Here is a 26,070-nt window from a genome sequence, read left to right on the forward strand (position 1 = left end):
GCCGATGCGCCAAATCTGGAAATCCTTTCGAGCGCTGTATTTCGCCTCGCTGATGATGTTGATCGGCTCAGGCCTTCTTTCTACTTATCTGGCTTTGCGTCTGGCCGCCGACAATGTCGACGGGCTGTGGGTCGGTGCGCTGATGGCGGCCAACTATTTCGGTCTGGTGCTGGGCGGCAAGATCGGCCATCGCCTGATCGCCCGGGTCGGGCATATCCGTGCCTACTCGGCGTGTGCGGGGATCGTCGGCGCGGCGGTGCTCGGCCATGGTCTGGTGGACTGGCTGCCGGCGTGGCTGGTGCTGCGGACGATCGTCGGTCTGGGGATGATGTGTCAGTACATGGTCATCGAGAGCTGGCTCAACGAGCAGGCCGACGCCAATCAGCGTGGGCTGGTGTTCAGCGGTTACATGATCGCTTCGTATCTGGGCCTGGTGCTGGGCCAGCTGATTCTGGTCATGCATCCCGGCCTCGGGCTGGAACTGCTGATGCTGGTGGCGCTGTGCTTTGCCCTGTGCCTGGTGCCCGTGACGCTGACCCGACGGATTCACCCGGCGCCCCTGCATCCGGCGCCGATGGAGCCGCGCTTCTTTATCAAACGGGTGCCGCAATCGCTGAGCACGGTGCTCGGCGCCGGTTTGATCATCGGTTCGTTCTACGGTCTGGCGCCGCTGTATGCCTCGCAACAGGGGCTGACGACCGAACAGGTCGGTCTGTTCATGGGTAGCTGCATTTTTGCCGGCTTGCTGGTGCAGTGGCCGTTGGGCTGGTTGTCCGACCGTTATGACCGCGCATTGCTGATTCGCTGCTTTGCAGGGTTTCTGGCGGTGGCGGCGTTACCGTTGGCGATCATGCCGCAGGTGCCGCTGGAGGTGTTGTTCGTCGTCGGCTTCTTCTGTTCGCTGGTGCAGTTCTGCCTGTATCCGCTGGCGGTGGCGTTTTCCAACGACCACGTCGAAGGCGATCGCCGGGTGTCGCTGACCGCGATGTTGCTGGTGACCTATGGCGTCGGCGCGAGCATCGGGCCGCTGCTCGCGGGTGTGCTGATGAAGTTTCTCGGCAGTCAGAGCCTGTATGCGTTCTTCAGTTTCTTCGCGCTGGTGCTGGTCTGGCGGATTCGTCCGAAAGCAGTGACCAACCTGCATCAGGTCGACGACGCACCGCTGCATCACGTGGCAATGCCGGACAGCATGTCGAGTTCGCCGCTGGTGGCGGCGCTCGATCCGCGTGTTGATGAGCAGGTGGTGCAGGAGCAGATGGTGCAGGATCCGGCGCCGGTCACTCCTGAGCCTGAGCCCGAAGTGCAGCCGGATGCAGTCGTTGAAACCGAGCAGGACAGCGGCGATGACGACAAGCCTGCGCCGGATATCAGTGGTGGCAGGCCCTGAGCCGAAGATAAACACCGGCGCATAAAAAAGGGCAGTCCCGCACAGGACTGCCCTTTTTATTTGTCGCTGCGACTCAGAGATCGTCTTTGTCGAAACGCCGTGCTTCACGCTGCAACTGGTAAACGAAACGCTCGACGTTGCGCGCAGCCTGGCCACTGATGTTGTGGAAGCGCAGACCGGCGAAGGTGATGTTGAGTTTTTCTTCGAAGTGCAGGTAGCGCAGCTCGACCGATGTTGGCTGATTGCCGAACAGCGGCGGGGCGATCAGGCGATCGTAGACCTGGCCCAGTTGCAGGCGATCAGTGATGTCGCCTTCGAAGCGGAATTTGCAGCCAGTGGCGGAGATATCCAGCAGCTTGCCGTGCAGAGGAACCTTGAGCTTTTCGCCGCCCAGTTCAACGCTGACCAGGTCGGTGAGTTTCAACGCAGCGCGGAAGGCGTTGCGGCGCTGGTGGTAGACCACTTCGCTCGGCAGGTCGCCGGTGTAAAAACGGTCGCCGTCGGATTCTTCGATGTTCAGCGTGCCGTTGCATTCCCAGGCGATGCGCACGCCGTCATGAAAGCCTTCGACCTTGAACGGTTCGCCCGCTTGCAGGAAGCGCTCGCCATCGCGCGGGATCATTTCGTCCAGGGCGATCGTCGCGGTTTCGCGGTCGACCTTGATCAGGTAGCTCTGAAAGCGCTGGCTGCGTTCATGGAAGGTGATGATCAGCGGATCGTGGCTGTCTTGCAGCTGGCGCAGGTTGCTGGAGATTTCCAGTGGCGTGGTGAGCACCTTCGGAGGCTGCGGAGCATCATCCGCGCTTAGGGTGTTGGACACGGTTCTTCAATCTCCAGACAAAATAAGACGACTGGCCAGTATTTTGCCAGCATGTTGCGCAGGTGGATAGTGCAGGGTCAGCGAATGGCTCATGCCTGGCTGAGCGTTCGCGGCTTGACCGGTTTGGCAAAGGTCCCGCTGGCGTCGTAAAGCGCTGGCGGCTCACCGCCGGTGAGGATCTTCAGTTGATTGGCCGTGGTCGCCTGCTGGATCTGGATCGACTGGCCATTCTTGACGTTGGCAGCCTGGCACTGGGCGATCAGCGCGGTCAGGGCATCGCCCTGGGTCAGCAACTGGTCGCCAATGCTCGACTGGCTGGCCAGTTGCTCAAGACCTGTGCGATCGGTCGGCAGGTTGAGGCTGGCGAGGATTTCGCTGCGCTTGCGGCCATGCTGCTCGAGCAGAATGATCAACGCTTGCTTGGTCGCCAGAATTTCTTCCAGCAACGGCATGTCACGACCATGCAAAGCGAGGGATTCGGTTTGCAATAACTCCAGCAATTGTTGCGCTGGAGCAAAGTCGTCGTTGATCAGTTGCAATAAGTTAGTGTCGTGCATGGCTGGCCTTGGGGTTTAAGCGTCCAAAAGCCTGGCGCCGGCAAAAGCCTAGCGCTGGGCTTCGAAGTTGAGCAGTTTGCTGGCTACACGGTTGCTGTCGACTTTATAGCTGCCATCGGCAATCGCGGCTTTCAACTCGGCCACACGGGCTTTGTCGACAGCAGGCTGATCGCGCAGCTTGTCAGTGACCTTCTGCAACTGTTGAGCCTCATTGCTGAGGTGTACCGACTCCCCGCTTTTGGCGACATTGGCCTGTTCGGCCTGGGTATTCAGCGGCGCGGAGGGGCTGTTTTCAGCGCTTTCCTTGGCGTTGCTGGTACGTGTGCTGCCGGTTAGTGACGAGGAACTGTTCAATCGGTTGAAATCGATAACCATGATAAAAAACCTCTGGGAATTTGGACGCTTGCCATGTTTTCGGCTATCCCCTGAAAAACTTTAGGCCCAATCAACCATAAGCTTGCATGCGCCGTTGCGAGACCTGCTGCGGCACAGTTTAGGGAAGCGACGGGATCGGCGCCAGTTTTCTCCACGGGGCTTTTACATGGCCACTTCGACCTGTCCCGGCGCAATCACCTGCGCCTTGATAACTCTTTGAGAATTAAGGTTTTTTACTCGAATCTGTTCTTTCATGCCGCCATTGGAGAGCGCTTCACCCGGCATGCGTACGGCAAGGGTGCCGCTGCGCGCAGTGATCACCACCTGGTCACCCTTGCGGACCACTTCGGCCTGTTCCAGATGCACCAGGGTGATGACCTGATCGGCGACCGTTGGTCGGGTAAGTTTCTGCCCGATCGCTTCGTCGACGGAGGTCAGGAAACCCTGGTTGATCGTGCTGACGTCGCGCTCGCGCAAGGTCACGTCCTGCGGCTCGATAATGCCGGCGCGTTTCAGCGGACGAGTGGTCGTCACGATCTCGCGAAACAGGCGGACTTGAGCGGGTACGAACACCGTCCAGGGCGAGCTGCCTTCGCAGCGAACCTTCACCGTGACGCGGCCCAGCGGGCGTGCCGGGCTCTCCAGCGTGGCTGTCAATTCCTTGTCGCACATGGGCATGCGCATGCGCGGGTCGAGCTGGTTGACTTCGATTTCGTAGCGGCCTTCGGTTTGACTGGAAGCCAAATAGTCTTCTACGGTGAATTCAAGAAAGCCCTGAGTCACGCCGATAAGCATATCAGGCAAGGTAACCGCATCTGCATGGGCAGGACTGCCAGCAAGCAAGCAGCAAACGGCGGACACCGCGCAAAGCCCTTTGCGAAGGGAAGATGTCAGGCGTCGGGAAAATGTCGTTTGAGCGTTCATACGAGTTAAAAAGCAAGCGCCGTGCCGTTTAGCAATGAATGTGCGTCGCAACAACACTTGGCGTTGGTGTAGGAGTCTGGGCATGGCTGGTGTAATGGATTCGGTGAACCAGCGCACGCAACTGGTAGGGCAGAATCGCCTCGAGCTTCTGTTGTTCCGTCTCGACGGGCCGCAGCTCTATGGGATCAACGTGTTCAAGGTACGGGAAGTGTTGCAATGCCCGTCCCTGACGTTGATGCCCAAATCCAGTCCTGTCGTGTGCGGGGTAGCGAATATACGGGGAGCGACCATTCCGATCCTGGATCTGGCAATGGCAACGGGCTCCGGTGCGTTGAAAGACAAGAACAGTCCGTTCGTGATCATCACGGAGTACAACACCAAGACCCAGGGTTTCCTGGTCCGCTCGGTGGAGCGCATCGTCAACATGAACTGGGAAGAGATCCATCCGCCACCCAAGGGCACCGGTCGCGATCACTACCTGACCGCTGTGACGCGGGTCGACAACCAGTTGGTCGAAATCATCGACGTCGAGAAGGTGCTGGCCGAAGTGGCGCCGACGCCGGAAGCGATTTCGGTGGGCGTGGTCGATGTCGAGACGCAGACCAAGGCATTGTCGCTGCGGGTGCTGACGGTCGATGACTCGTCGGTGGCGCGCAAGCAGGTCACGCGTTGTCTGCAGACCATCGGTGTCGAAGTGGTGGCGCTGAACGACGGCAAGCAGGCGCTGGATTACCTGCGCAAGCTGGTCGACGAGGGCAAGAAGCCGGAAGAAGAGTTCCTGATGATGATTTCCGACATCGAGATGCCGGAGATGGACGGGTACACCCTGACGGCGGAAATCCGCGGCGACGCACGCATGCAAAAGCTCCATATCATCCTGCATACTTCGTTGTCGGGGGTATTCAATCAGGCGATGGTGAAGAAAGTCGGTGCTGATGACTTTCTGGCCAAATTCCGTCCTGATGACCTCGCATCCCGGGTAGTCGACCGGATCAAAGCAGCAGATATCAGCTAGGGACCTTCTGTCCCTGGCGGTCAACACGATTTAAGAGGCGGCATCATTGTCTACGGGTAATTTGGATTTCGAACAGTTCCGGGTCTTCCTGGAAAAAGCCTGTGGCATTCTGCTCGGTGAAAACAAGCAGTATCTGGTCTCGAGCCGTCTCAACAAACTGATGGAGCAGCAAGGCATCAAGTCCCTGGGTGAGCTGGTGCAGCGCATCCAGACCCAGCCGCGCAGCGGTTTGCGCGAGCAGGTGGTCGATGCCATGACGACTAACGAAACCCTGTGGTTTCGCGACACCTATCCGTTTGAAGTCTTGAAGAACAAGGTACTGCCGGAAGCGATCAAGGCCAGCCCCAACCAGCGTCTGCGGATCTGGTCGGCGGCCTGCTCGTCGGGACAGGAACCGTACTCGCTGTCGATGTCGATCGACGAGTTCGAGCGCAGCAACCTGGGTCAGTTGAAGATGGGTGTGCAGATCGTTGCCACCGATCTGTCGGGCCTGATGCTCAACAACTGCAAGACCGGCGAGTACGACAGCCTGGCCATCGGTCGTGGCCTGTCGCCGGAACGCCTGCAACGCTACTTCGACCCGAAAGGGCCGGGGCGCTGGGTGGTCAAGGCGCCGATCAAGAGCCGGGTGGAATTCCGCTCGTTCAACCTGCTCGACAGCTATGCGGCGCTGGGCAAGTTCGACATCGTGTTCTGCCGCAACGTGCTGATCTACTTCTCTGCCGAAGTGAAGAAGGACATCCTGTTGCGCATTCACAGCACGTTGAAGCCGGGCGGGTATCTGTTCCTTGGCGCTTCGGAAGCGCTGAACGGATTGCCGGATCATTACCAGATGGTTCAGTGCAGCCCGGGGATTATCTACAAGGCGAAATAAGCGGTTTGCGGCAATACAAAAAACGGGAGGCCTTCAAAGCCTCCCTTTTTTTACCTGACACCGCACCCGTGTAGGAGCTGCCGAAGGCTGCGATCTTTTGATGTTGCTTTTTAAAGACCAAGATCAAAAGATCGCAGCCTTCGGCAGCTCCTACAGGTTCGGTGTTGGCAGGCGACAGCGGCAGAAAAGCGGCATCCGGCGGTAACCGGTTGCCGCTTTTCTGGCATTGCCGCTTTGCCTGTCAGGCGCAAAGCCCCGGAATACGGGGCTTTGATCATTTGGCACGGCGCTTGCTAAAGCTCAGATACGAAAAACCGGTCACCTGAAGGTTCCCGACATGAGCATCAGCTTCGACAAAGCGCTGGGCATTCACGAAAAGGCATTGGGCTTCCGCGCCCAGCGTGCCGAAGTGCTGGCCAACAACATCGCCAACGCCGACACCCCGAACTACAAAGCGCGGGATCTGGATTTCTCCAAAGTGCTCGAAGCACAGACCGAGAAGACCAAGACCGGCGGCCACTTTGCCCTGAACATGACCAACAGCCGGCACATCGAGGCTGAAGGGCTGGGCAACGGCGACGAGTCGCTGATGTATCGCACGCCGATGCAGCCTTCGATCGATCAGAACACCGTCGACGCTCAACTGGAACAGTCGAACTACGCGGAAAACGCTGTCGGCTTCCAGGCCAGCTTCACCTTGCTCAACAGCAAATTCAAAGGGCTGGTGTCAGCCCTGCGCGGAGAATAATCCATGTCCCTGTCCAGCGTTTTCAACATTGCCGGCAGCGGCATGAGCGCGCAGACCACGCGTCTGAACACCGTGGCCTCGAACATCGCCAACGCCGAAACCGTTTCGTCGAGCATCGACCAGACCTACCGCGCCCGTCATCCGGTGTTCGCCACCATGTTCCAGGGCGGCCAGGCCGGCGGCAGCAATTCGCTGTTCCAGAACCAGGACGCGGCCGGGCAGGGCGTGCAGGTGCTTGGCGTCGTCGAAGACCAGAGCAACCTCGAAGCGCGCTACGAGCCGAACCATCCGGCCGCCGACGCCAAGGGCTACGTCTACTACCCGAACGTCAACGTGGTGGAAGAAATGGCTGACATGATTTCCGCGAGCCGCTCGTTCCAGACCAACGCGGAAATGATGAACACCGCCAAAACCATGATGCAGAAGGTACTGACCCTCGGTCAGTAATAAGGGGCGACTGCCATGAGCGTTACGGATACCACCAGCAGCCTGAGCATGAACGACATCCTGGCCAACTCGTCGAAGAAGGCCAGCAGCACGACGTCGGGCGGCATCGCTTCGGCGACCAACAGTGCCACAGGCGGCCAGGCGCTGGGCAAGGATGCTTTCCTGCAATTGCTGGTCACCCAGCTGAAAAACCAGAACCCGCTCGACCCGCAGGACAACAGCGCCTTCGTCGCGCAGTTGGCGCAGTTCAGCAGCCTTGAAGGCATCACCACGCTGAACTCCACTGTCAGTGGCCTTGCCGGCAACTACAACTCGTCGCAGGCGTTGCAAGCGTCGTCGCTGGTCGGTCGCAACGTGATCGTGCAGACCAACACCGCCCAGCTCGATGACCCGAGCAAAGGCCTGACCGGTTCGGTCACCGTGCCTTCGTCGATTGCCGGCGGCACCGTGACCATCACCGACAAGGACGGCAAGACCGTGCGCACCATCGACCTGGGCAGCCGCGCTGCCGGCGATGCCAGTTTCACTTGGGACGGCAAGGACACCGCCGGCACCGTGGTTCCGGTCGGCACTTACACGTTCAAGGCCAACGCACCGATCAACGGCACCGCGACCGACCTGGCGACCTACCTGCCGGCGACCGTCAACAGCGTGACGATCAGCCAGACCGGTGGCGAGCTGATGCTCAACCTGGCCGGCAAGGGCACCGTTGCCCTGTCCAAAGTACAAACCATTGGTATATAGAGCCGACTAACCCGGCACGAAGGAGTGGAACATGTCTTTTAACATCGGCCTTAGCGGTCTCTATGCCGCCAACAAACAACTCGACGTCACCGGCAACAACATCGCCAACGTCGCCACCGCCGGTTTCAAATCCTCGCGCGCAGAATTCGAAGACGTCTATTCGTCGACTCGTCTGGGCAGCGGCAGCAAAGTGATCGGCAACGGCGTGCGCCTGGCCAACGTTTCCCAGCAGTTCACCCAGGGTGACATCAACAACACGGGCAACGTGCTGGACATGGGCATCAACGGTTCCGGCTTCTTCACCATGAGCAACAACGGCTCGATCTCGTACACCCGTGCCGGTACGTTCAAGGTCGACAACGCCGGTTACATCACCAACACCGACTACACCTCGCGTCTGCAGGGTTACGGTGTGGATGCCAACGGCAAGATCATCAACGGCGTATTGACTGACCTTAAGATCGACACCTCGAACCTGGCGCCGAAGTCGTCTTCTGCGGTGACCTCGAGCATCAACCTCAATTCGTCTTCGCCAGTGATCGTCGATACCGGCGCCAGCGCTGTAACGTTCGACCCGTCGAAGCCGGAAACGTACACCAAGTCGTTCAGCACACCGATCTATGACACCCAGGGCAACGCCCACGTCATGGACCAGTACATGGTCAAGACTGGCGGGAACACCTGGAAGGTTTATACCCTGGTCGATGGCCGTAACCCGGACGCTACCGGCAGCAACCCTGTGACCACTGCGCCGGTTGCCTCGACATTGTCGTTCGACAGCTCCGGCAAGCTGGTTCAGGTGAGCACGCCTAACCCGGCGGATCCAGCCAACCCGATCATCAGCAGTGATCTGAAGATGACTGGCTGGGTGCCGGGCACTGTGACCAATGGCGTGTTTACGCCTAACGGCGCGGCAGCGAATCCGAATGGCGTGACCATCTCGATGGCCAACACCACTCAGTACAACGCTGATACCTCGCGTACGATCCCGACTCAGGATGGTTACGCCACTGGCCAGATCACTAACCTGACCATCGACGGTACCGGTACGCTGTTCGCCAACTTCAGCAACAACCAGAGCAAAGCGATTGGTCAGGTTGCACTGGCCAGCTTCACCAACGAACAGGGCTTGCAGGCTGTCGGTGGCACCAGCTGGAAAGAGACTTTCGCTTCGGGTATTCCGGGCTACGACGCGCCGAAGACCGGTACGTTGGGTGAGGTGGTGTCCAACTCGCTGGAAGAGTCGAACGTTAACCTGACCAATGAGCTGGTTGATCTGATCAAGGGTCAGAGCAACTATCAGGCGAACGCCAAGACCATTTCGACTCAGAGCACGATCATGCAGACCATTATTCAGATGACCTGATTCGGGTTTCTGACTGGTTTTTTTGGGCCCCTCGGTTTTGAGGGGCTTTTTTTGGCCGTGGCGGCCTTTGGGCCGACCAGGCTGTTGGGGGTTTGGGTGAATATCCGTTGCTTCGGTAGCGGCTGCTGGCGGTTTCGCCTGACGGCGACTTACTTTTTTACAAGCGCCAAAAAAGTAAGCAAAAAACGCTAGCTCCTGCGTTCGGCCCTCGCAGGCTCGGGTTCCTTCGCTGCGGGATCGATCCGGGCGCAGCGGCTACGGTTTGCTTCGCTGCACCTCCTTCCGCTGTGTCTGGCTGCGCCAGACGGTCGCTGCGCTCCCACCCCCGGATCAATCCCTCCGCTCAGCCTTCCGACGTCGCCGGTGGATCAAGATCAAGAGCACTCGAGCTTGCGCTCATTGTTGAGTGGGGCGGCTTTGCCGCGGGCAGTTGCGCTGCTTTGCCTTTTTGTGGGAGCGAGCTTGCTCGCGAAGGCGGCCTGTCAGCCGACCTGTTCTTGAAGTGGTACCCAATCCAACTGTAGGAGCTGCCGAAGGCTGCGATCTTTTGATCTGGCTTTTGCTTTTGCTTTTGCTTTTGCTTTTGCTTTTGCTTTTGCTTTTGCTCTGGCTTTTGATCCGGCTTTTGATCTTTTGCCCCTTCGGCAGGCTTCGTTACGGGATCGATCCGGGGGTGGGAGCGCAGCGACCGTACGACGCAGTCGTACACAGCGAGTGTAGGTGCAGCGAAGCCAACCGGAGCCGCTGCGCCCGGATCGGTCCCGTAACGAAGGTACCCCGAGCCCCAGCGAGCGGGCCGTACGCCGGGGCAAAGCCTTTTGGGTTACCTTTTGGCGTCTGAAAAAGGTGACTCGCTGTAAGAGCGAAACCATAAGAAGCCGTTACCGCAGCAACGGATATTCACCCAAAACCCCAAGAGCCTGGTCGGCCCAGAGGCCGCCAAGGCCGCCAAAAAACAAAACCCCCGACAAACCAGAAGTCTGTCGGGGGTTTTCTTTTGTCTCGAGATCCCAGGCGTCTCGCAACGCCTGATCTCAGCTCAGCTTATTGGCAAGCTTCGCAATCCGGCTCGTCGATCGCGCAGGCCTTTGGCACTGGCGCCGGACCTGCCGGAGCGGCCAGAACCGAATCGTCGCCGTGGTTGCCGCCGCTGGAAACAGCGTTCAGCTTGCCGGTGTTGATGGTCGACTTCTCGGTGCTGGTCGCGGCCAGGGCACGGAGGTAGTAAGTGGTTTTCAGACCACGGTACCAGGCCATGCGGTAGGTCACGTCAAGCTTCTTGCCCGATGCGCCAGCGATGTACAGGTTCAGCGACTGGGCCTGGTCGATCCACTTCTGACGACGGCTGGCGGCGTCAACGATCCACTTGGTGTCCACTTCGAACGCGGTCGCATAGAGCTCTTTGAGTTCTTGCGGGATGCGCTCGATCTGCTGCACCGAACCGTCGTAGTACTTCAGGTCGTTGATCATGACCGAGTCCCACAGACCGCGAGCCTTCAGGTCGCGAACCAGGTACGGGTTGATCACGGTGAATTCGCCCGACAGGTTCGATTTCACGTACAGGTTCTGGTAGGTCGGTTCGATCGACTGCGAGACGCCAGTGATGTTGGCGATGGTCGCGGTCGGTGCGATGGCCATGATGTTCGAGTTACGGATGCCTTTCTGTACACGGGCGCGAACCGGTGCCCAGTCAAGGGTTTCCTTCAGGTCGACATCGATGTACTTCTCGCCGCGCTGTTCGATCAGGATCTGTTGCGAATCCAGCGGCAGGATGCCCTTGGACCACAGCGAACCGTTGAACGTCTCGTAGGCGCCGCGCTCGTCGGCCAGGTCGCAGGAAGCCTGGATCGCGTAGTAGCTGACCGCTTCCATCGACTTGTCGGCGAACTCGACGGCCGCGTCGGAGCCGTAGGCGATGTGCTGCAGGTACAGAGCGTCCTGGAAGCCCATGATGCCCAGACCGACCGGACGGTGGCGGAAGTTGGAGTTCTTCGCTTGCGGCACCGAGTAGTAGTTGATGTCGATCACGTTATCGAGCATGCGCACGGCGGTGTTCACGGTGCGTTGCAGTTTGGCGGTATCGAGCTTGCCGTCGACGATGTGGTTCGGCAGGTTGATCGAGCCCAGGTTGCAAACGGCGATCTCGTCCTTGTTGGTGTTCAAGGTGATCTCGGTGCACAGGTTCGAGCTGTGGACCACGCCGACGTGCTGCTGCGGGCTGCGCAGGTTGCACGGGTCCTTGAAAGTCAGCCATGGGTGGCCGGTTTCGAACAGCATGGACAGCATCTTGCGCCACAGGTCTTTGGCCTGGATGGTCTTGAACAGCTTGACCTTGCCCGGGTACTCGGTCAGCGCTTCGTAGTATTCGTAGCGCTCTTCGAACGCTTTACCGGTCAGGTCGTGCAGGTCCGGTACTTCGGATGGCGAGAACAGGGTCCACTTGCCGTCATCGAAGACGCGCTTCATGAACAGGTCAGGGATCCAGTTGGCGGTGTTCATGTCGTGGGTACGACGACGATCGTCACCGGTGTTCTTGCGCAGCTCGATGAACTCTTCGATGTCCATGTGCCAGGTTTCCAGGTAGGCACACACAGCGCCTTTGCGCTTGCCACCCTGGTTCACGGCCACAGCGGTGTCGTTCACTACTTTGAGGAACGGCACAACGCCTTGCGACTTGCCGTTGGTGCCCTTGATGTACGAACCCAGCGCACGAACAGGCGTCCAGTCGTTGCCCAGACCGCCGGCAAATTTCGACAGCATGGCGTTGTCGTGGATCGCGTGATAGATGCCCGACAGGTCATCCGGCACGGTCGTCAGGTAGCAGCTCGACAGCTGTGGACGCAGGGTACCGGCGTTGAACAGGGTCGGGGTCGAAGCCATGTAGTCGAACGAGGACAGCAGGTTGTAGAACTCGATCGCACGGTCTTCTTTCTGCTTCTCTTCGATCGCAAGGCCCATGGCCACGCGCATGAAGAAGATCTGCGGCAGTTCGAAACGCACGCCATCCTTGTGGATGAAGTAGCGGTCGTACAGGGTCTGCAGGCCCAGGTAGGTGAATTGCTGATCGCGCTCGTGGTTGATCGCCTTGCCCAGTTTTTCCAGGTCGAAGGTGGCCAGCACAGGGTTCAGCAGTTCGAACTCGATACCTTTGGCGATGTAGGCCGGCAGTGCCTTGGCGTACAGGTCGGCCATTTCGTGATGGGTGGCACTTTCGGCGACTTCGAGGAAGTTCAGGCCTTCGGCACGCAGGGTGTCCATCAGCAGGCGGGCGGTGACGAACGAGTAGTTCGGCTCGCGCTCGACCAGGGTACGGGCGGTCATCACCAGGGCGGTGTTGACGTCGGTCAGGGCCACGCCGTCGTACAGGTTCTTCAGGGTTTCGCGCTGGATCAGGTCGCCGTCGACTTCTTCCAGGCCTTCGCAGGCTTCGGTGACGATGGTGTTCAGGCGGCCCATGTCCAGCGGCGCGAGGCTGCCGTCGGCGCGGGTGATGCGGATCGACGGGTGAGCGTTGACCGCAGCTTCGGCCGGGGCGTGGGCAGCGCGTTCTTTCGAACGGCCGTCACGGTAGATCACGTAGTCGCGAGCGACTTTCTGCTCGCCGGCACGCATCAGGGCCAGTTCGACCTGGTCCTGGATTTCTTCGATGTGGATGGTGCCGCCCGATGGCATGCGACGCTTGAAGGTCGCAGTGACCTGTTCGGTCAGGCGCGCAACGGTGTCGTGGATTCGCGACGAAGCGGCAGCGGTGCCGCCCTCAACTGCGAGGAACGCTTTGGTGATAGCGACGGTGATCTTGTCATCGGTGTAAGGAACGACAGTGCCATTACGCTTGATCACGCGCAGCTGGCCAGGCGCGGTGGCTGCCAGATCCGAAGTCGAATCGGCGGCCTGCGGCAAGGTGCCCTGCGGGTTCTCGCGAGTTGTGTCGGTTTGCATGGGGGGTGGTCTCCACATTCTCTATGTTTGTTTGGCACCGTCATGGTGCTCACCGTTCTGTACCGAAGCACTGCAACCGACGGGCGTCGGCATTACAAACTTCGGAACAGTAGGAAAAAGGCTGCAACGCCGCATCCTTGCCGAAGTTTTGGTTACGAGCCGAAGCTCGCCACCGGATTCCTTCGCGGGTGGCAGTCATGACTGCAACACCCATACCGTTTTGTCCGTTTCGGACCAAATAAAACGGTGCCATCCGCCAGTGCGGTTTGGGCTTGAAAAAACTCGCTTGTTCTACCGGAAACCGGCCATAAAGCGCTTGAGTTTCAGGTCTGAAATGTGGTTGGGCGTTTTAGGTGAAAACCCTATATGTAGGGTCTCCGTTTTCGCCGTGCTACAAGATAATGCGTTTCAGGGGGGATTGCAACGTACTACCTGTGGATAAGCCTGTGCGTAATTTGTGTAAGAAACAGGGAAAACGCGTGTAGGCCGCGAACCTGCTGAGCCAGACCGTTTGTCACTGTTTTTTTGCCTGGAAAAACGCTTCAGCGGTTTTTTAAGGGCGCGAACCCTATCACAGAATTCCGCCTTGTCCGAACGCATTTACCGACTTGTTTTCCGGGTGGCCGGCGTTTATACAATCGCTGAGTGCACGAGCATTTTTATCCTCCTGAAACATGACAGATGATCGGGAGATACACGCAGGATTGTGGGAGCGAGCCTGCTCGCGAATCGGTTGACCACTGAGCATTCAGGTTGAAGCAACAGACGCTTTCGCGAGCAGGCTCGCTCCCACAGGTTTTGTCCGTGTCAGGCGATTGTCTTTCTTCTTTTAATAAAAACAGCAAGCAGAGGTCACCGGTGGAGCAACAAACCTGGCAGGTATTGATCGTCGAGGATGACCAGCGACTGGCCGAGCTCACCCGCGATTACCTGCAAGCCAATGGCCTGCGCGTCGAGATCGAAGGCAACGGTGCGCTGGCGGCGGCGCGGATCATCAAGGAGCAGCCGGATCTGGTGATCCTCGATCTGATGCTGCCCGGCGAAGATGGCCTGAGCATCTGCCGCAAGGTGCGCAGCCAGTACGACGGGCCGATCCTGATGCTCACCGCGCGCACCGATGACGCTGATCAGATCCACGGCCTCGACCTCGGTGCCGACGACTATGTGTGCAAACCGGTGCGCCCGCGCTTGTTGCTGGCGCGCATCCAGGCGTTGCTGCGACGCAGTGACACACCGGAGCCGGTCGCGGAAAAATCCCGGCGGTTGCAATTCGGTCCACTCGTGGTCGACAACGCATTGCGCGAAGCCTGGCTGAGCGACAACGGCATCGAGCTGACCAGCGCCGAGTTCGATCTGCTCTGGCTGCTGGTGTCCAATGCCGGGCGGATTCTTTCCCGGGAAGAAATCTTCACTGCATTACGCGGCATCGGCTATGACGGCCAGGACCGCTCGATCGACGTGCGCATCTCGCGCATCCGCCCGAAAATCGGCGACGACCCCGATCATCCGCGCCTGATCAAGACCATTCGCAGCAAAGGCTACCTGTTCGTCCCTGAGGCCTGCGCAGACCTGGCGCTGTGAATTCGATCTTCCTGCGCATCTACGGCGGCATGTGCGCCGCGCTGATTCTGGTGGCGGTGCTCGGCGTGCTGGCGCTGAACCTGCTCAATCAGGTGCGCAGCGAGCAATATCGTGAACGCCTGGCCCACGGCACCTTTTCGCTGATGGCCGACAACCTGCAACCGATGAACCAGACCGAGCGTCATCGCGCGCTTCTGGTGTGGGAGCGGCTGCTCGGTATTCCGCTGACACTGAAGAAATTCGCCGAAACCGACCTCGATCTGGCCCAGCGCACCCGTGTCCTGCGCGGTCAGGCGCTGGTCGAGCAGACCGGGCCACACGCGGCCAAGGTCTATCGGCTGATCAGTGAAAAAGAGCAGCTTGTACTGGTAGGAGAGGTGCAGCAGATCAGCGAGCAACTGGCTAGGGCGACTATTTACCTGCTGGCCGATGAACTGGTGCGGGTGCCGGTGGGTGAGCAGCCCAAACGTCTGGCGCAGATAAAGCAGGAAAAGGGCTTCGGCTTCGATCTGCGTCTGGTCACGGTAAATGACGCCGACATGGACGAAGACCAGAGTCGCCGCGTGGCCGAGGGCGATACGGTGATGGCACTGGGCAAGGGCGGCGACTCGATCCGCGTCTTCGCCGGTATGGTCGGCACGCCGTGGGTGCTGGAAATCGGCCCGCTGTATCAGATGAATCCGTACCCGCCGGAATGGCTGGTATTGATTGCCGCGCTGGGCCTGACGCTGATCGGTCTCATCGTTTATCTGCTGGTGCGTCAGCTTGAGCGGCGTTTGCGCGGTCTCGAAGCAGCGGCCACGCGCATTGCCAAGGGCAGCCTGGAAACTCGTGTGCCGGCGCGCGGTGCCGACTCGGTCGGGCGGCTGGCGTCTGCGTTCAACGGCATGGCCGAGCACTTGCAGCAACTGCTGGCGATCCAGCGTGAACTGGTGCGCGCGGTGTCTCATGAACTGCGTACCCCAGTGGCACGGCTGCGTTTCGGGCTGGAAATGATCGGCACAGCGACCACTCCGCAAGCGCTGGAAAAATACCGCGAAGGCATGGATCACGACATTGAAGACCTCGATAAGCTGGTCGACGAAATGCTCACCTACGCACGACTGGAGCAAGGCTCGCCGGCGCTGACTTTCCAGCGAGTCGATCTGGATGCGCTGGTCAATCAGGTGATCGAAGAATTGGCGCCGCTGCGCGCCGAGGTCACGGTGCAGCGCGGTTTGTGTCTTTCATCTGCCGACAATGACGGCGCCTGGGTCGAGGCCGAACCGCGTTATCTGCACCGAGCGCTGCAGAATCTGGTGGGCAACGCGATGCGCCATGCGCATTCGCAGGTGACGGTGAGTTATCAGGTCGGCCAGTTGCGCTGCCGGATCGACGTCGAGGATGACGGGCCGGGCGTGCCGGAAGTGGCTTGGGAGCGGATCTTCACGCCGTTTCTGCGCCTCGACGATAGCCGCACGCGGGCGTCGGGCGGGCATGGTCTCGGGTTGTCGATTGTGCGGCGGATCATTCACTGGCACGACGGCCGCGCGATCATTGGCAAGAGCAAGAGCCTGGGCGGGGCGTGTTTCAGTCTGAGTTGGCCGAGGAATCAGGAGCGCCGGTAGGGTGTGTGGTGGCAGGGCTGGCCCCATCGCTGGCAAGCCAGCTCCCACAGGTTTTGCGGGTGTACATTGTCTCTGTGTACACCGCGAATACTGTGGGAGCTGGCTTGCCAGCGATGAGGACCATGCAGGCAATGCAAAAAGTCAGGCAGGAATGCTGACCAGACTCAACAACTGCCCATCCTGCACGCCGAACTGCGCTTCCAGCTCCGATCCGTTGCGCCATTCGCTCGACAGATCCGTCAACAACCGCAGCCTGACCTGTCCCGCCTCAGTCCATTCCAGCACTTCGGCATGCTCGAAATAAAAGCGCTGCTGCACGATCGGGTAGAGCGCCTTGAACAAACTCTCTTTGACCGAAAACGTCAGGGTCACCCGCAGCGCCAGTTGCTCCTGAGAACCCGCCGCCATGCGTTGCAGTTCCGCTGGCGTGAGGATTTCCCCGGCCAAGCGTTCGGCGCGCTCATGGCTCAACAGGTTTTCCAGATCCATGCCCAAGCCGCGCCAGTGCTGCTTGTTGGCAACAATCGCCGCCGCACGGCCGGTGCTGTGAGTGATCGAACCGCAGATATGCGCCGGCCACACCGGGGCGCGGTCTTCGCCGATCGGCGGGACGATATACAGACCTTCGAGTTGTTGCAGCGCGGCCCGGGCGCAGATGCGTCCAGCGAGAAACTCGGCCTGGCGCTTGGCCACCGAGCGCTGAATGCCCGGCGGCGCCAGCACAGCGCTGCGCTGGAAGTCATCGCCAAGCAGTCGGGCCGGGTCGAAGTGAGTACTGAGCAGCACGGTATCGGCCAGGACCGTCGGCAACGGCCAGTGGCTGTCGAGCGCAGTGCAGCAGGCGGGCAGGGCGGGGGTGGTATGCATGGCGGGCATTTTGCCGGTTAGTCGGGGCGAGGTCGAGATCGGCGGTGAAGCCTTCGCGAGCAGGCTCGCTCCCACAGGGGATCTTCTGCGCGACAGATATCCAGTGTGGGAGCGAGCCTGCTCGCGAAAGCCGCGCCTCGGCGTTACTGACTCAACCGAAAATCTTCTTGAAGAACGCCTGCATATCCGCCCACGACTTCTCATCCGCCGCCTTGTTGTAACCAATGTCCGGCCCGCCATGCTCGCCATGGCTCAAACGATCGGCATCCGGATTGCTGAAACCATGCTTGGCGCCATCCAGACTGACGAACTTGTAGTCCGCCCCGGCCTTGTCCATTTCTGCCTTGAACGCGGTGACATTGTCCTGAGTGACCATGCTGTCCAGCGCCCCATGCTCGACGAGGATTTTCGCCTTGACGCTGCCCGGAGTCGCCGGGGTCTTGGTCGCCAGCGCGCCATGGAAACTCACCACACCGGCCAGCGGCACACCCTGACGCGCCGCATTCAGCACCACGGCGCCACCGAAGCAATAGCCGATGGCGGCGATTTTGTTCGGGTCGGTCTGCTTTTGCTTCTTCAACAGATCGAGCCCGGCGGCGAAGCGTTTACTGGCGGCATCGGCATCCTTGGTCGCTGCCTGCATGAAGGCCATGGCGTCTTTCGGGTGCTCGGTGTTCTTGCCTTCGCCATACATGTCGATGGCCAGCGCGCTGTAGCCGAGTTCGGCGAGATCCCGCGCGCGGCGCTTGGCGTAATCGTTCAGCCCCCACCATTCGTGGACCACGACAACGCCGGGGCGTGGGCCTTTGATCGCGTCGTCGTAGGCGTAGTAGCCGATCAGTTTGCTGCCGTCGGCGCTTTGGTAGGGGATTTCTTCAGTCTTGATCGCAGCCTGGGTGAGGCTGCTGACCGCCAGCAAAGTGAGGGCGAGGAACAGGCGCATGGTCGGGTGTCCTTATTGAAAGTGGTCAGAACAGCCTAGTCGATCTGGTTCAGGTCAGGTTCAGAGACGGTTCAGGGGCCGTACAGGGGCGGCTCAGTAACCTTGCGCCATACCCAAACAGCACTGTGAAAGAGGAAATACCCATGACTCGTTTAAACAAATTGCTGCTGGCTTTTACCCTGTTAGGCTCCAGCATCGCGGCGAATGCCGACGACACCAGCAACTTCGCCGGCCTGACATTCGGCCAGACCAGCGACAAGATCGACAAGTCCCACGCGCTCAACAACAACCTCGGCAACCCCAACGTCACTGGGGCCATCGACGGCAACAACACCTACGGCATGCGCCTCGGTCAGCAAAACAGCCAGGGCCGCTACTACGCCACCTATGACAACGTTTCCGGCTCGCACAATGGCGTTAAACTGCGCCAGGAAAATCTGCTCGGCAGCTATGACCTGTTCTATCCAGTAGGCGGCAGCACCAAATTGTTCGGTGGCGCCACGGCCGGTCTGACCAAACTGACGCAGGATTCGCCCGGCTTCAGCCGTGACAGCGACATCGGTTACGCCATTGGTGGCCAGGTCGGTGTGTTGCAGCAAGTTTCGCAGAACACCTCGGTAGAACTCGGTTACCGTTACCTGCGCAGCAACGCCAGCACCGAAATGAAAGAAAGCGGCGGCAGCAAACAGGGCTCGCTGGACTTGACCAGCAGCGCGCAGACCTACCTGTCGGCCAACTACTATTTCTAAGCGGTTGTCGCAGTTTGAAGTGTGGGAGCGAGCCTGCTCGCGAAAGGGGTGTATCGGCCGACACTTGCTTGGCTGATCCACCGTATTCGCGAGCAGGCTCGCTCCCACAGGTAGTTGCCTGGAGAGTTCAAGTGATAGGGAGAAAGGCATGAAACTGTTGGTCGTCGAAGACGAGGCGCTGTTGCGTCATCACCTGCAAACCCGCCTGACGGAGAGCGGTCATGTGGTCGAGTCCGTGGCCAATGCCGAGGAGGCGCTGTACCAGACCGGCCAGTACAACTTCGATCTGGCGGTGATTGATCTCGGCCTGCCGGGCATGGGCGGCCTCGACCTGATCCGCCAGTTGCGCTCGGGCGGCAAGACCTTCCCGATCCTGATCCTCACCGCGCGCGGCAACTGGCAGGACAAGGTCGAAGGGCTCGCCGCCGGTGCCGACGATTACGTGGTCAAGCCGTTCCAGTTCGAAGAACTCGATGCGCGCCTGAACGCATTGCTGCGGCGCTCCAGCGGCTTCACCCAGTCGACCATCGTCGCCGGGCCGTTGCTGCTCGACCTCAATCGCAAACAGGCCAGCCTCGATGAACAACCGCTGGCGCTGACCGCTTACGAATACCGCATCCTCGAATACCTCATGCGCCACCATCAGCAGGTGGTGCCCAAGGATCGCTTGATGGAGCAGCTCTATCCGGACGATGACGAGCGCGATCCGAATGTCATCGAAGTGCTGGTCGGCCGTCTGCGCCGCAAGCTCGAAGGCCCGGCCGGGTTCAAGCCGATCGACACCGTGCGCGGCCTCGGCTACCTGTTCAATGAGCGCTGCACTTGATCCGTTCCCTTCGCGTTCGCTTGATGCTCGCCGCCACCACGTTGGCGGTGTTGTTCATGCTTGCCTTGCTGCCGGCGATGCAGGGTGCCTTCCGCCTTGCCTTGCAGGACTCGATCGAGCAACGTCTGGCCTCCGATGTCACCACATTGATCTCCGCCGCCCGGGTGGAAAACGGTCGGCTGGTGATGCCGTCGCAATTGCCGGACGAACGCTTCAACCTCACCGACTTCCGTTTGCTCGGCTATATCTACGACCGCGAGGGCAAGTTGGTGTGGCGTTCGAAAGCCACCCAGGAAGAACAGATCAACTACAAACCGCGCTACGACGGCCTCGGCAATGAGTTTGCGCGGATCCGTGAAGCCAGCGGTCAGGAATTTTTTGTCTACGACGTCGAAGTCAAATTGCTCGGCGGCAAAAGCGCAGCGTTCAGCATCGTCGCCCTGCAACCGGTGCGTGAATACGAAACCACCCTCGAAGGCCTGCGCGAAAATCTCTATCTGGGCTTCGGTGCGGCATTGCTGGTCTTGCTGGCGCTGCTATGGATCGGCCTGACCTGGGGCCTCAAGGCCTTGCGCCGCTTGAGCCAGGAACTCGACGAAATCGAAGGCGGTACTCGCGAAAGCCTGACGGAAAAACACCCGCGTGAACTGCTGCGCCTGACCGGCTCGCTCAACCGCTTGCTGCTCAGCGAACGCCAGCAACGCAGCCGCTACCGCGACTCCCTCGACGACCTCGCCCACAGCCTGAAAACCCCGCTGGCGGTACTGCAAGGTGTCAGCGAAGACATGGCCCAGCGCCCCGCAGACCGCGATCAGGCCTGGGTGCTGCAAAGTCAGATCGAACGCATGAGCCAGCAGATCAGCTACCAACTGCAACGGGCCAGCCTGCGCAAAAGCGGCCTGGTCCGCCATCAGGTGCGCCTGCGACCGGTGCTCAAAAGCCTGTGCGATACGCTGGACAAGGTCTACCGCGACAAACACGTGCGCGTGACCTTTGATCTGCCCGAGCACTGTTACGTGCCGATCGAGCAGGGCGCCTTGCTGGAAATGCTCGGCAACCTGCTGGAAAACGCCTATCGCCTGTGCCTCGGCGAAGTGCGGGTCAGCGTGCGCGAGTCCTTGGCCGGGATCGAATTGTGCGTCGAGGACGATGGGCCGGGTGTGCCACTCGATCAGCGCGCGCGGATTCTCGAACGCGGCGAACGCCTGGATGCCCAGCATCCGGGGCAGGGCATCGGGCTGGCGGTGGTCAAGGACATCATCGAAAGCTACAACGCCCGTTTGGCCTTGGGTGATTCACCGATGGGCGGGGCGGCGTTCAGGATTGATTTTCCTGCGGTGTGATTGCGAGCTGCCCTCACCCTAACCCTCTCCCAGAGGTAGAGGGGACTGACCGAAGTGTCTTTGGAAAATTATCGACCTGAGCGATTTGCAGCGAATATCGATTCAATAGAGAGCTTGCAGGTCGGCGTATTTCTCAAGCATCCCCCAATCAGTCCCCTCTCCCTCCGGGAGAGGGTTAGGGTGAGGGGCTTTTGATTTAGCGCCTCATTGCTCCTGCGACCGATAAGCCCCCGGTGTCAGCCCCGTCCATTTCTTGAACGCCCGATGAAACGCCGAAGGCTCAGAGAACCCGAGCTGCTCGGCAATCTGTTGCAACGACAGCTCCGCCCGGCCCAGATGGTAGATGGCGATATCCCGCCGCAGCTGATCCTTGATTTCCTGAAAACTGGTGCCTTCCTCGCGCAAATGCCGGCGCAAGGTCTGCGGGCTGATATGCAGATGCGCCGCAACCGCTTCCAGATCAGGCCAGTGCGCAGCGTCGCGACTGAGCAAGCGGCGCAGGCGGCTGCTCAGGCTGTCGCCGTCGTCCGGGCGCGAGAGCAGGTCGGCGGGGGAGCGTTCGAGAAAATGCTTGAGCGTGCGTTCGTCCTGCAACAGCGGCATGGCCAGATAGCGACTGTGAAACAGCAGGCTGCTTTGCTCGGCATCAAAGGTCAGCGGGCAGGGGAACAGCAGGTCATATTCGCTGCCGTGCTCGGGGCGCGGATAGCTGAAAGTCGCTTGCTCGAGGCGAATGCGCTGGCCGATCAGCCAACTGCCGAGGCGGTGCCAGATCACCAACAGACTCTCGCTGAGAAAATGATCCGGGTCCCACGACTGCGCGTCGTCCAGGCTCAAACGCACCCATTCGTCTTCGCGACGCAGGGTCAGGCGTGGGGCGTCGGGGAACAGGCTGTAAAACAACAAGCCACGTTGCAGAGCCTTCTCCAGGTTGCGGCAGTGAATCGAGGCGTGGCACATCATGGCGAAGCTGCCGGGCTTGCTCGGGGCGTTACCGAAACCCAGGTATTCGTCGTCCAGCGCCAGCCACAGCCCTTGAATCAGCCGGGTGAACTGCTCAGGGGCAATCCGCGCGCGGGGCTCGTCGAGCAACTCCGGGCTGATCCCCAGTTGCTGCAACAAGCCTGAATAATCCAGGCCGCGCCGGCGCGCACCGCCAAGGGCGGCACGGGCGAAATGGCTGGCGATGGTGCGTTCGCGCATAAGCGGCAATCCTTGTTCAGGCACCGATCGTAATGGCGGGCCGGCAACGCCACAAGGCGGATTTCCGCCAAATTGCAGGACGCTGAACGCTTAGTTGGCGGAAATCCGCCATGACTCAAGTCGCTGCTTGGTGACAGGAAAATCCCGCAGCCCCTGATATCAAAAGGCTTGCTGCCATTCGCACCAATCTGGCACGACGTTTGCGATACAAGCGACAGAAGCGTGCACTTCTTCCGCCCGGGAGGATGCCGTTCCAACAACAAATCCCTCCAGTGCAGGAGGGTTCGCAATTAAGGTTCGGCGCTCGACAGATGGATGTTGCCGCTGGACGCTTGAGGAAACCTGCAATGACGACTCGTCAGCCACTGTACAAATCCCTGTATTTCCAGGTGATCGTTGCCATCGCCATCGGCATCCTGCTCGGTCACTTCTATCCGCAGACCGGTGTGGCCCTCAAGCCACTGGGTGACGGCTTCATCAAGCTGATCAAAATGGTCATCGCCCCGATCATCTTCTGTACTGTTGTCAGCGGCATCGCCGGCATGCAGAACATGAAATCGGTAGGCAAGACCGGCGGCTACGCGCTGCTGTACTTCGAAATCGTTTCGACCATTGCCCTGCTGATCGGTCTGGTCGTGGTCAACGTTGTGCAACCGGGCGCCGGCATGCACATCGACGTCACCACCCTGGACGCCTCGAAAATCGCCACCTACGTGACGGCCAGTAAAGACCAGAGCATTGTCGGTTTCCTCCTCAATGTGATCCCGAACACCATCGTCGGCGCGTTCGCCACCGGTGACATCCTGCAAGTGCTGATGTTCTCGGTGATCTTCGGCTACGCCCTGCATCGCCTCGGCTCGTACGGCCGTCCGCTGCTGGACATGATCGATCGCTTCGCCCACGTGATGTTCAACATCATCAACATGATCATGAAACTGGCGCCACTGGGTGCGTTCGGTGCCATGGCGTTCACCATCGGTGCCTACGGTGTGGGCTCGCTGGTGCAACTGGGCCAGTTGATGATCTGCTTCTACATCACCTGCGTCCTGTTCGTCGTGCTGGTGCTGGGTGCGATCTGCCGGGCTCACGGTTTCAGCGTGTTCAAACTGGTGCGTTACATCCGTGAAGAGCTGTTGATCGTACTGGGTACGTCCTCGTCGGAATCGGCACTGCCACGCATGCTGATCAAGATGGAGCGTCTGGGCGCGAAGAAATCCGTCGTGGGTCTGGTGATCCCGACCGGTTACTCGTTCAACCTCGACGGTACTTCGATCTACCTGACCATGGCCGCCGTCTTCATCGCTCAGGCGACTGACACGCACATGGACATCACCCACCAGATCACTCTGCTGCTGGTGCTGCTGCTGTCCTCCAAAGGCGCGGCAGGTGTAACCGGTTCGGGCTTCATCGTTCTGGCCGCGACGCTGTCGGCGGTTGGTCACCTGCCGGTTGCCGGTCTGGCGCTGATCCTCGGTATCGACCGCTTCATGTCCGAAGCCCGCGCACTGACCAACCTGGTCGGTAACGCTGTAGCGACCATCGTCGTCGCCAAGTGGGTCAAGGAGCTGGACACCGATCAACTGCAGACCGAGCTGGCTTCCGGCGGTCGCGGTATCTCCGATGAGCGTGAAGAAGACGACCTGGGTGTGGCTGAAGGCCCAACCCCGAGCAATGTGAAGTAAGCATCGCTTGCACAGAAAAACCCGCTTCGGCGGGTTTTTTCTTGCCCGGAATTTGAGCGCAACGGTCACACCTGCTGACATTTGCGGTGATTGCCGCATCGCCGATGGCTGCCTAGGCTGAGTACATCGCCCAAGGAGTTCGCCCATGTCTGCACCGCTGGCCTCACTGAAGATTCTCGATTTCTCCACCTTGCTGCCGGGGCCGTTCGCCTCGTTGCTGCTGGCGGACATGGGCGCCGAGGTGCTGCGCATCGAATCGCCGACGCGTATGGATCTGCTGCGGGTGCTGCCGCCGCATGATGGCGGGGTCTCAGCCAGCCACGCTTATCTGAACCGCAACAAGCGCAGTCTGGCGCTGGACCTGAAACAGCCCGAAGCGCTGCAGATCATCAAGCAACTGCTGGGCGAGTACGACATCGTGCTCGAGCAGTTTCGCCCCGGGGTGATGGAGCGTCTGGGCCTGGGTTATGAAGCGTTGAAAGCGATCAATCCAAAGCTGATTTATGTGTCGATCAGCGGTTACGGCCAGACCGGGCCGTACAAGGAGCGCGCCGGGCATGACATCAACTATCTGGCGCTGGCCGGGCTGGCTAGCTACACCGGTCGCGCCGACAGCGGGCCGTTGCCGCTGGGCATGCAGGTGGCAGACGTGGCGGGCGGCTCGCTACACGGCGTGATCGGCTTGCTGGCAGCGGTGATTGCCCGTCAGCAAACCGGGCAGGGCACCCATCTGGATGTGAGCATGACCGACTGCGCGTTCAGCCTGAACGCCATGGCCGGCGCTGGCTATCTGGCCTGCGGCGCGGAACCGGGCCGCGAAGATCAGATGCTCAACGGCGGCAGTTTCTATGACTATTACCGCACCCGGGATGGGCGCTGGATGTCGGTGGGCAGTCTGGAGCCGGCCTTCATGCAGCAATTGTGCACGGCGCTGGGCCGGCCGGAGCTGGCGGCGCAAGGGTTGTCGCCCAAGCCTGAGCAACAACAAGCCTTGAAAGAGGCGTTGCGCATCGAATTCGAGCGGCACGATTTTGCAGAACTGTGTGAGTTGTTCGCCGGGGTCGATGCCTGTGTCGAGCCGGTGTTGAGTTTGGGCGAGGCGTTGCGCCATCCGCAGTTACAGGCGCGGGAGCTGGTGACCCAGGTGCCGCGCGGCGATGGTACGACGCAGGCGCAGATGGCCTGTCCGTTGAAATTCTCTCAAGCATTGCCGGCGCCAAGACATGTTGGAGCGGGGTTGGGGCAGCATACGGATGAGGTGTTGGGGGAGTTGGGACTTAGCCCTTCGAAAATTGAAGACCTGCGTCGCGCCAAAGTCATTCTTTAGCGCCTGTAACGGCCTCATCGCTGGCAAGCCAGCTCCCACAGGTTCCCAGGTGTTCACAAAACCTGTGGGAGCTGGCTTGCCAGCGAAAGGGCCAGTCAGGGCACCGCAGAAACTGACTATTCCACCCGCATTTCACCACTGAACACCAGCGTACTGCGGCAGCGCCGGCACAGATACCGCCGCCCTTGCCGCACTAAACCGTGACGCTGGGCGGTAAACGGGAAATCACTGTCGGGGCACGGGCATTTGTAGATATAGCGGGTCACGCTGCGCCGCTTGATTTCATAGGTGTGGCAGCGGTCCGGCGGCAGTTCGTAGACGCCGCGCATGATCAGTTGCCACTCCTCGCCATGGGGCTGGATGCGGTCGCCGAACAGTTGATGAGCGATCAGGTGAGCGACTTCGTGGGCCACGGTCTGCTTGAGGAAGTGTTCGGTGTTTTCCCGGTACAGCTGCGGGTTGAAGCGCAGCAGGTTCTCGTGCAGATGCGCGACACCGGCTTTCTGCCCGCGCAGCTTGAGACTGACCACGGGGCGTTTGAAGGAGCGTTTGAAAAAGGATTCAGCGAGTTGGTAACAATCTTCGACGCGGGTATTGAGTTGCTCGGGCATGCTTGATGGATCTCCAGAGACGCCGAGTATGCCGTAACCCCGGCGACTTGCGAATCGTCGACCTGCCGAATGGTCGTCGCCCCAACGAGAAGGCCGCCTTGCGGCGGCCTGTATTGGCAGATGTTGTTTTTCTCA

The 26,070-nt window shown here is 60.0% G+C and carries 23 protein-coding genes; 14 read left to right on the plus strand and 9 right to left on the minus strand.

The window, feature by feature from the left end; all coding sequences use genetic code 11:
• Positions 1–4: 4 nt before the first annotated feature.
• The gene (locus tag ACZZ0K_RS04315; RefSeq protein ID WP_252878729.1) at positions 5–1,387 is read left to right on the plus strand and encodes an MFS transporter; all 1,383 of its coding nucleotides are present in this window, start codon (positions 5–7) and stop codon (positions 1,385–1,387) included.
• Between the two features lie 73 nt (positions 1,388–1,460).
• Here ACZZ0K_RS04315 and ACZZ0K_RS04320 read toward each other — a convergent pair whose 3' ends face one another.
• The 4 genes from ACZZ0K_RS04320 to flgA form a co-directional block, all read right to left on the minus strand.
• Positions 1,461–2,207 (minus strand): flagellar brake protein, encoded by a 747-nt coding sequence (locus ACZZ0K_RS04320; protein ID WP_041479276.1) that lies wholly within the window; start codon positions 2,205–2,207, stop codon positions 1,461–1,463.
• A gap of 89 nt (positions 2,208–2,296) precedes the next feature.
• Positions 2,297–2,764: a flagella synthesis protein FlgN gene (locus ACZZ0K_RS04325; protein ID WP_041479278.1), complete on the minus strand. Its 468-nt coding sequence runs from the start codon at positions 2,762–2,764 to the stop codon at positions 2,297–2,299.
• Positions 2,765–2,812: 48 nt separating this feature from the next.
• Positions 2,813–3,139 (minus strand): flagellar biosynthesis anti-sigma factor FlgM, encoded by a 327-nt coding sequence (gene flgM / locus ACZZ0K_RS04330; RefSeq protein WP_016773609.1) that lies wholly within the window; start codon positions 3,137–3,139, stop codon positions 2,813–2,815.
• Positions 3,140–3,301: 162 nt separating this feature from the next.
• Positions 3,302–4,063, minus strand: coding sequence for a flagellar basal body P-ring formation chaperone FlgA (gene flgA, locus ACZZ0K_RS04335; protein ID WP_073472167.1), 762 nt, complete (start codon positions 4,061–4,063; stop codon positions 3,302–3,304).
• An 82-nt stretch (positions 4,064–4,145) separates the two neighbouring features.
• Here flgA and ACZZ0K_RS04340 point away from each other — a divergent pair, with 82 nt between their 5' ends.
• The 6 genes from ACZZ0K_RS04340 to flgE all read left to right on the plus strand — a co-directional run bounded on the left by ACZZ0K_RS04340 (position 4,146) and on the right by flgE (position 9,257).
• On the plus strand, positions 4,146–5,078 hold the full coding sequence (locus ACZZ0K_RS04340; RefSeq protein WP_016773611.1) for a chemotaxis protein CheV: 933 nt from the start codon (positions 4,146–4,148) through the stop codon (positions 5,076–5,078).
• Between the two features lie 46 nt (positions 5,079–5,124).
• Complete coding sequence (gene cheR, locus ACZZ0K_RS04345) at positions 5,125–5,952, plus strand: protein-glutamate O-methyltransferase CheR (protein ID WP_016773612.1); 828 nt, start codon at positions 5,125–5,127, stop codon at positions 5,950–5,952.
• A 337-nt stretch (positions 5,953–6,289) separates the two neighbouring features.
• The gene (gene flgB, locus ACZZ0K_RS04350) at positions 6,290–6,700 is read left to right on the plus strand and encodes a flagellar basal body rod protein FlgB (protein ID WP_016773613.1); all 411 of its coding nucleotides are present in this window, start codon (positions 6,290–6,292) and stop codon (positions 6,698–6,700) included.
• 3 nt (positions 6,701–6,703) lie between these two features.
• Positions 6,704–7,147 (plus strand): flagellar basal body rod protein FlgC, encoded by a 444-nt coding sequence (gene flgC / locus ACZZ0K_RS04355; protein ID WP_016773614.1) that lies wholly within the window; start codon positions 6,704–6,706, stop codon positions 7,145–7,147.
• A gap of 15 nt (positions 7,148–7,162) precedes the next feature.
• Entirely contained in the window at positions 7,163–7,891 is a 729-nt protein-coding gene (flgD, locus tag ACZZ0K_RS04360) for a flagellar hook assembly protein FlgD (protein WP_016773615.1), read from the plus strand.
• A gap of 31 nt (positions 7,892–7,922) precedes the next feature.
• Positions 7,923–9,257: a flagellar hook protein FlgE gene (flgE, locus tag ACZZ0K_RS04365; RefSeq protein WP_056788088.1), complete on the plus strand. Its 1,335-nt coding sequence runs from the start codon at positions 7,923–7,925 to the stop codon at positions 9,255–9,257.
• 1,044 nt (positions 9,258–10,301) lie between these two features.
• On the opposite strand, the gene ACZZ0K_RS04370 is transcribed toward flgE, so the two are convergent.
• On the minus strand, positions 10,302–13,196 hold the full coding sequence (locus tag ACZZ0K_RS04370) for a ribonucleoside-diphosphate reductase subunit alpha (RefSeq protein WP_024013986.1): 2,895 nt from the start codon (positions 13,194–13,196) through the stop codon (positions 10,302–10,304).
• 858 nt (positions 13,197–14,054) lie between these two features.
• Between ACZZ0K_RS04370 and ACZZ0K_RS04375 the strand changes: the two genes are divergently transcribed.
• On the plus strand, positions 14,055–14,777 hold the full coding sequence (locus ACZZ0K_RS04375; protein WP_056788095.1) for a response regulator: 723 nt from the start codon (positions 14,055–14,057) through the stop codon (positions 14,775–14,777).
• Complete coding sequence (locus ACZZ0K_RS04380; RefSeq protein ID WP_252876747.1) at positions 14,774–16,384, plus strand: ATP-binding protein; 1,611 nt, start codon at positions 14,774–14,776, stop codon at positions 16,382–16,384. The genes ACZZ0K_RS04375 and ACZZ0K_RS04380 overlap by 4 nt, the downstream gene beginning before the upstream one ends.
• 141 nt (positions 16,385–16,525) lie before the next feature.
• On the opposite strand, the gene ACZZ0K_RS04385 is transcribed toward ACZZ0K_RS04380, so the two are convergent.
• Both ACZZ0K_RS04385 and ACZZ0K_RS04390 read right to left on the minus strand, forming a co-directional pair.
• A complete protein-coding gene (locus tag ACZZ0K_RS04385; protein WP_258707084.1) occupies positions 16,526–17,251 on the minus strand; it encodes a 4'-phosphopantetheinyl transferase family protein in 726 nt (241 codons plus the stop codon).
• A 151-nt stretch (positions 17,252–17,402) separates the two neighbouring features.
• The gene (locus ACZZ0K_RS04390) at positions 17,403–18,194 is read right to left on the minus strand and encodes a dienelactone hydrolase family protein (protein WP_095181575.1); all 792 of its coding nucleotides are present in this window, start codon (positions 18,192–18,194) and stop codon (positions 17,403–17,405) included.
• Positions 18,195–18,337: 143 nt separating this feature from the next.
• Between ACZZ0K_RS04390 and ACZZ0K_RS04395 the strand changes: the two genes are divergently transcribed.
• From ACZZ0K_RS04395 to ACZZ0K_RS04405, 3 genes are all read left to right on the plus strand, one after another.
• A complete protein-coding gene (locus tag ACZZ0K_RS04395; RefSeq protein WP_041479569.1) occupies positions 18,338–18,943 on the plus strand; it encodes a membrane protein in 606 nt (201 codons plus the stop codon).
• A gap of 148 nt (positions 18,944–19,091) precedes the next feature.
• Positions 19,092–19,769 (plus strand): response regulator transcription factor, encoded by a 678-nt coding sequence (locus tag ACZZ0K_RS04400; RefSeq protein ID WP_016773623.1) that lies wholly within the window; start codon positions 19,092–19,094, stop codon positions 19,767–19,769.
• Positions 19,766–21,112 carry an ATP-binding protein gene (locus ACZZ0K_RS04405; protein ID WP_258707083.1) on the plus strand — a complete coding sequence of 449 codons (1,347 nt, stop codon included), beginning with the start codon at positions 19,766–19,768 and terminating at the stop codon, positions 21,110–21,112. Before ACZZ0K_RS04400 ends, ACZZ0K_RS04405 begins: the two co-directional genes overlap by 4 nt.
• A gap of 204 nt (positions 21,113–21,316) precedes the next feature.
• Here the strand turns inward: ACZZ0K_RS04405 and ACZZ0K_RS04410 are convergent, their stop codons facing one another.
• Positions 21,317–22,315 carry an AraC family transcriptional regulator gene (locus ACZZ0K_RS04410; protein ID WP_258707082.1) on the minus strand — a complete coding sequence of 333 codons (999 nt, stop codon included), beginning with the start codon at positions 22,313–22,315 and terminating at the stop codon, positions 21,317–21,319.
• 347 nt (positions 22,316–22,662) lie between these two features.
• Here ACZZ0K_RS04410 and ACZZ0K_RS04415 point away from each other — a divergent pair, with 347 nt between their 5' ends.
• Positions 22,663–23,997, plus strand: coding sequence for a dicarboxylate/amino acid:cation symporter (locus tag ACZZ0K_RS04415; RefSeq protein WP_024013978.1), 1,335 nt, complete (start codon positions 22,663–22,665; stop codon positions 23,995–23,997).
• A gap of 145 nt (positions 23,998–24,142) precedes the next feature.
• Positions 24,143–25,324 carry a CaiB/BaiF CoA transferase family protein gene (locus ACZZ0K_RS04420; protein ID WP_258707081.1) on the plus strand — a complete coding sequence of 394 codons (1,182 nt, stop codon included), beginning with the start codon at positions 24,143–24,145 and terminating at the stop codon, positions 25,322–25,324.
• Positions 25,325–25,440: 116 nt separating this feature from the next.
• Here the strand turns inward: ACZZ0K_RS04420 and ACZZ0K_RS04425 are convergent, their stop codons facing one another.
• Positions 25,441–25,935, minus strand: coding sequence for a SprT family zinc-dependent metalloprotease (locus ACZZ0K_RS04425; protein WP_024013976.1), 495 nt, complete (start codon positions 25,933–25,935; stop codon positions 25,441–25,443).
• Between the last annotated feature and the right edge of the window lie 135 nt (positions 25,936–26,070).

It is taken from the genome of Pseudomonas sp. AC255, assembly GCF_979258175.1.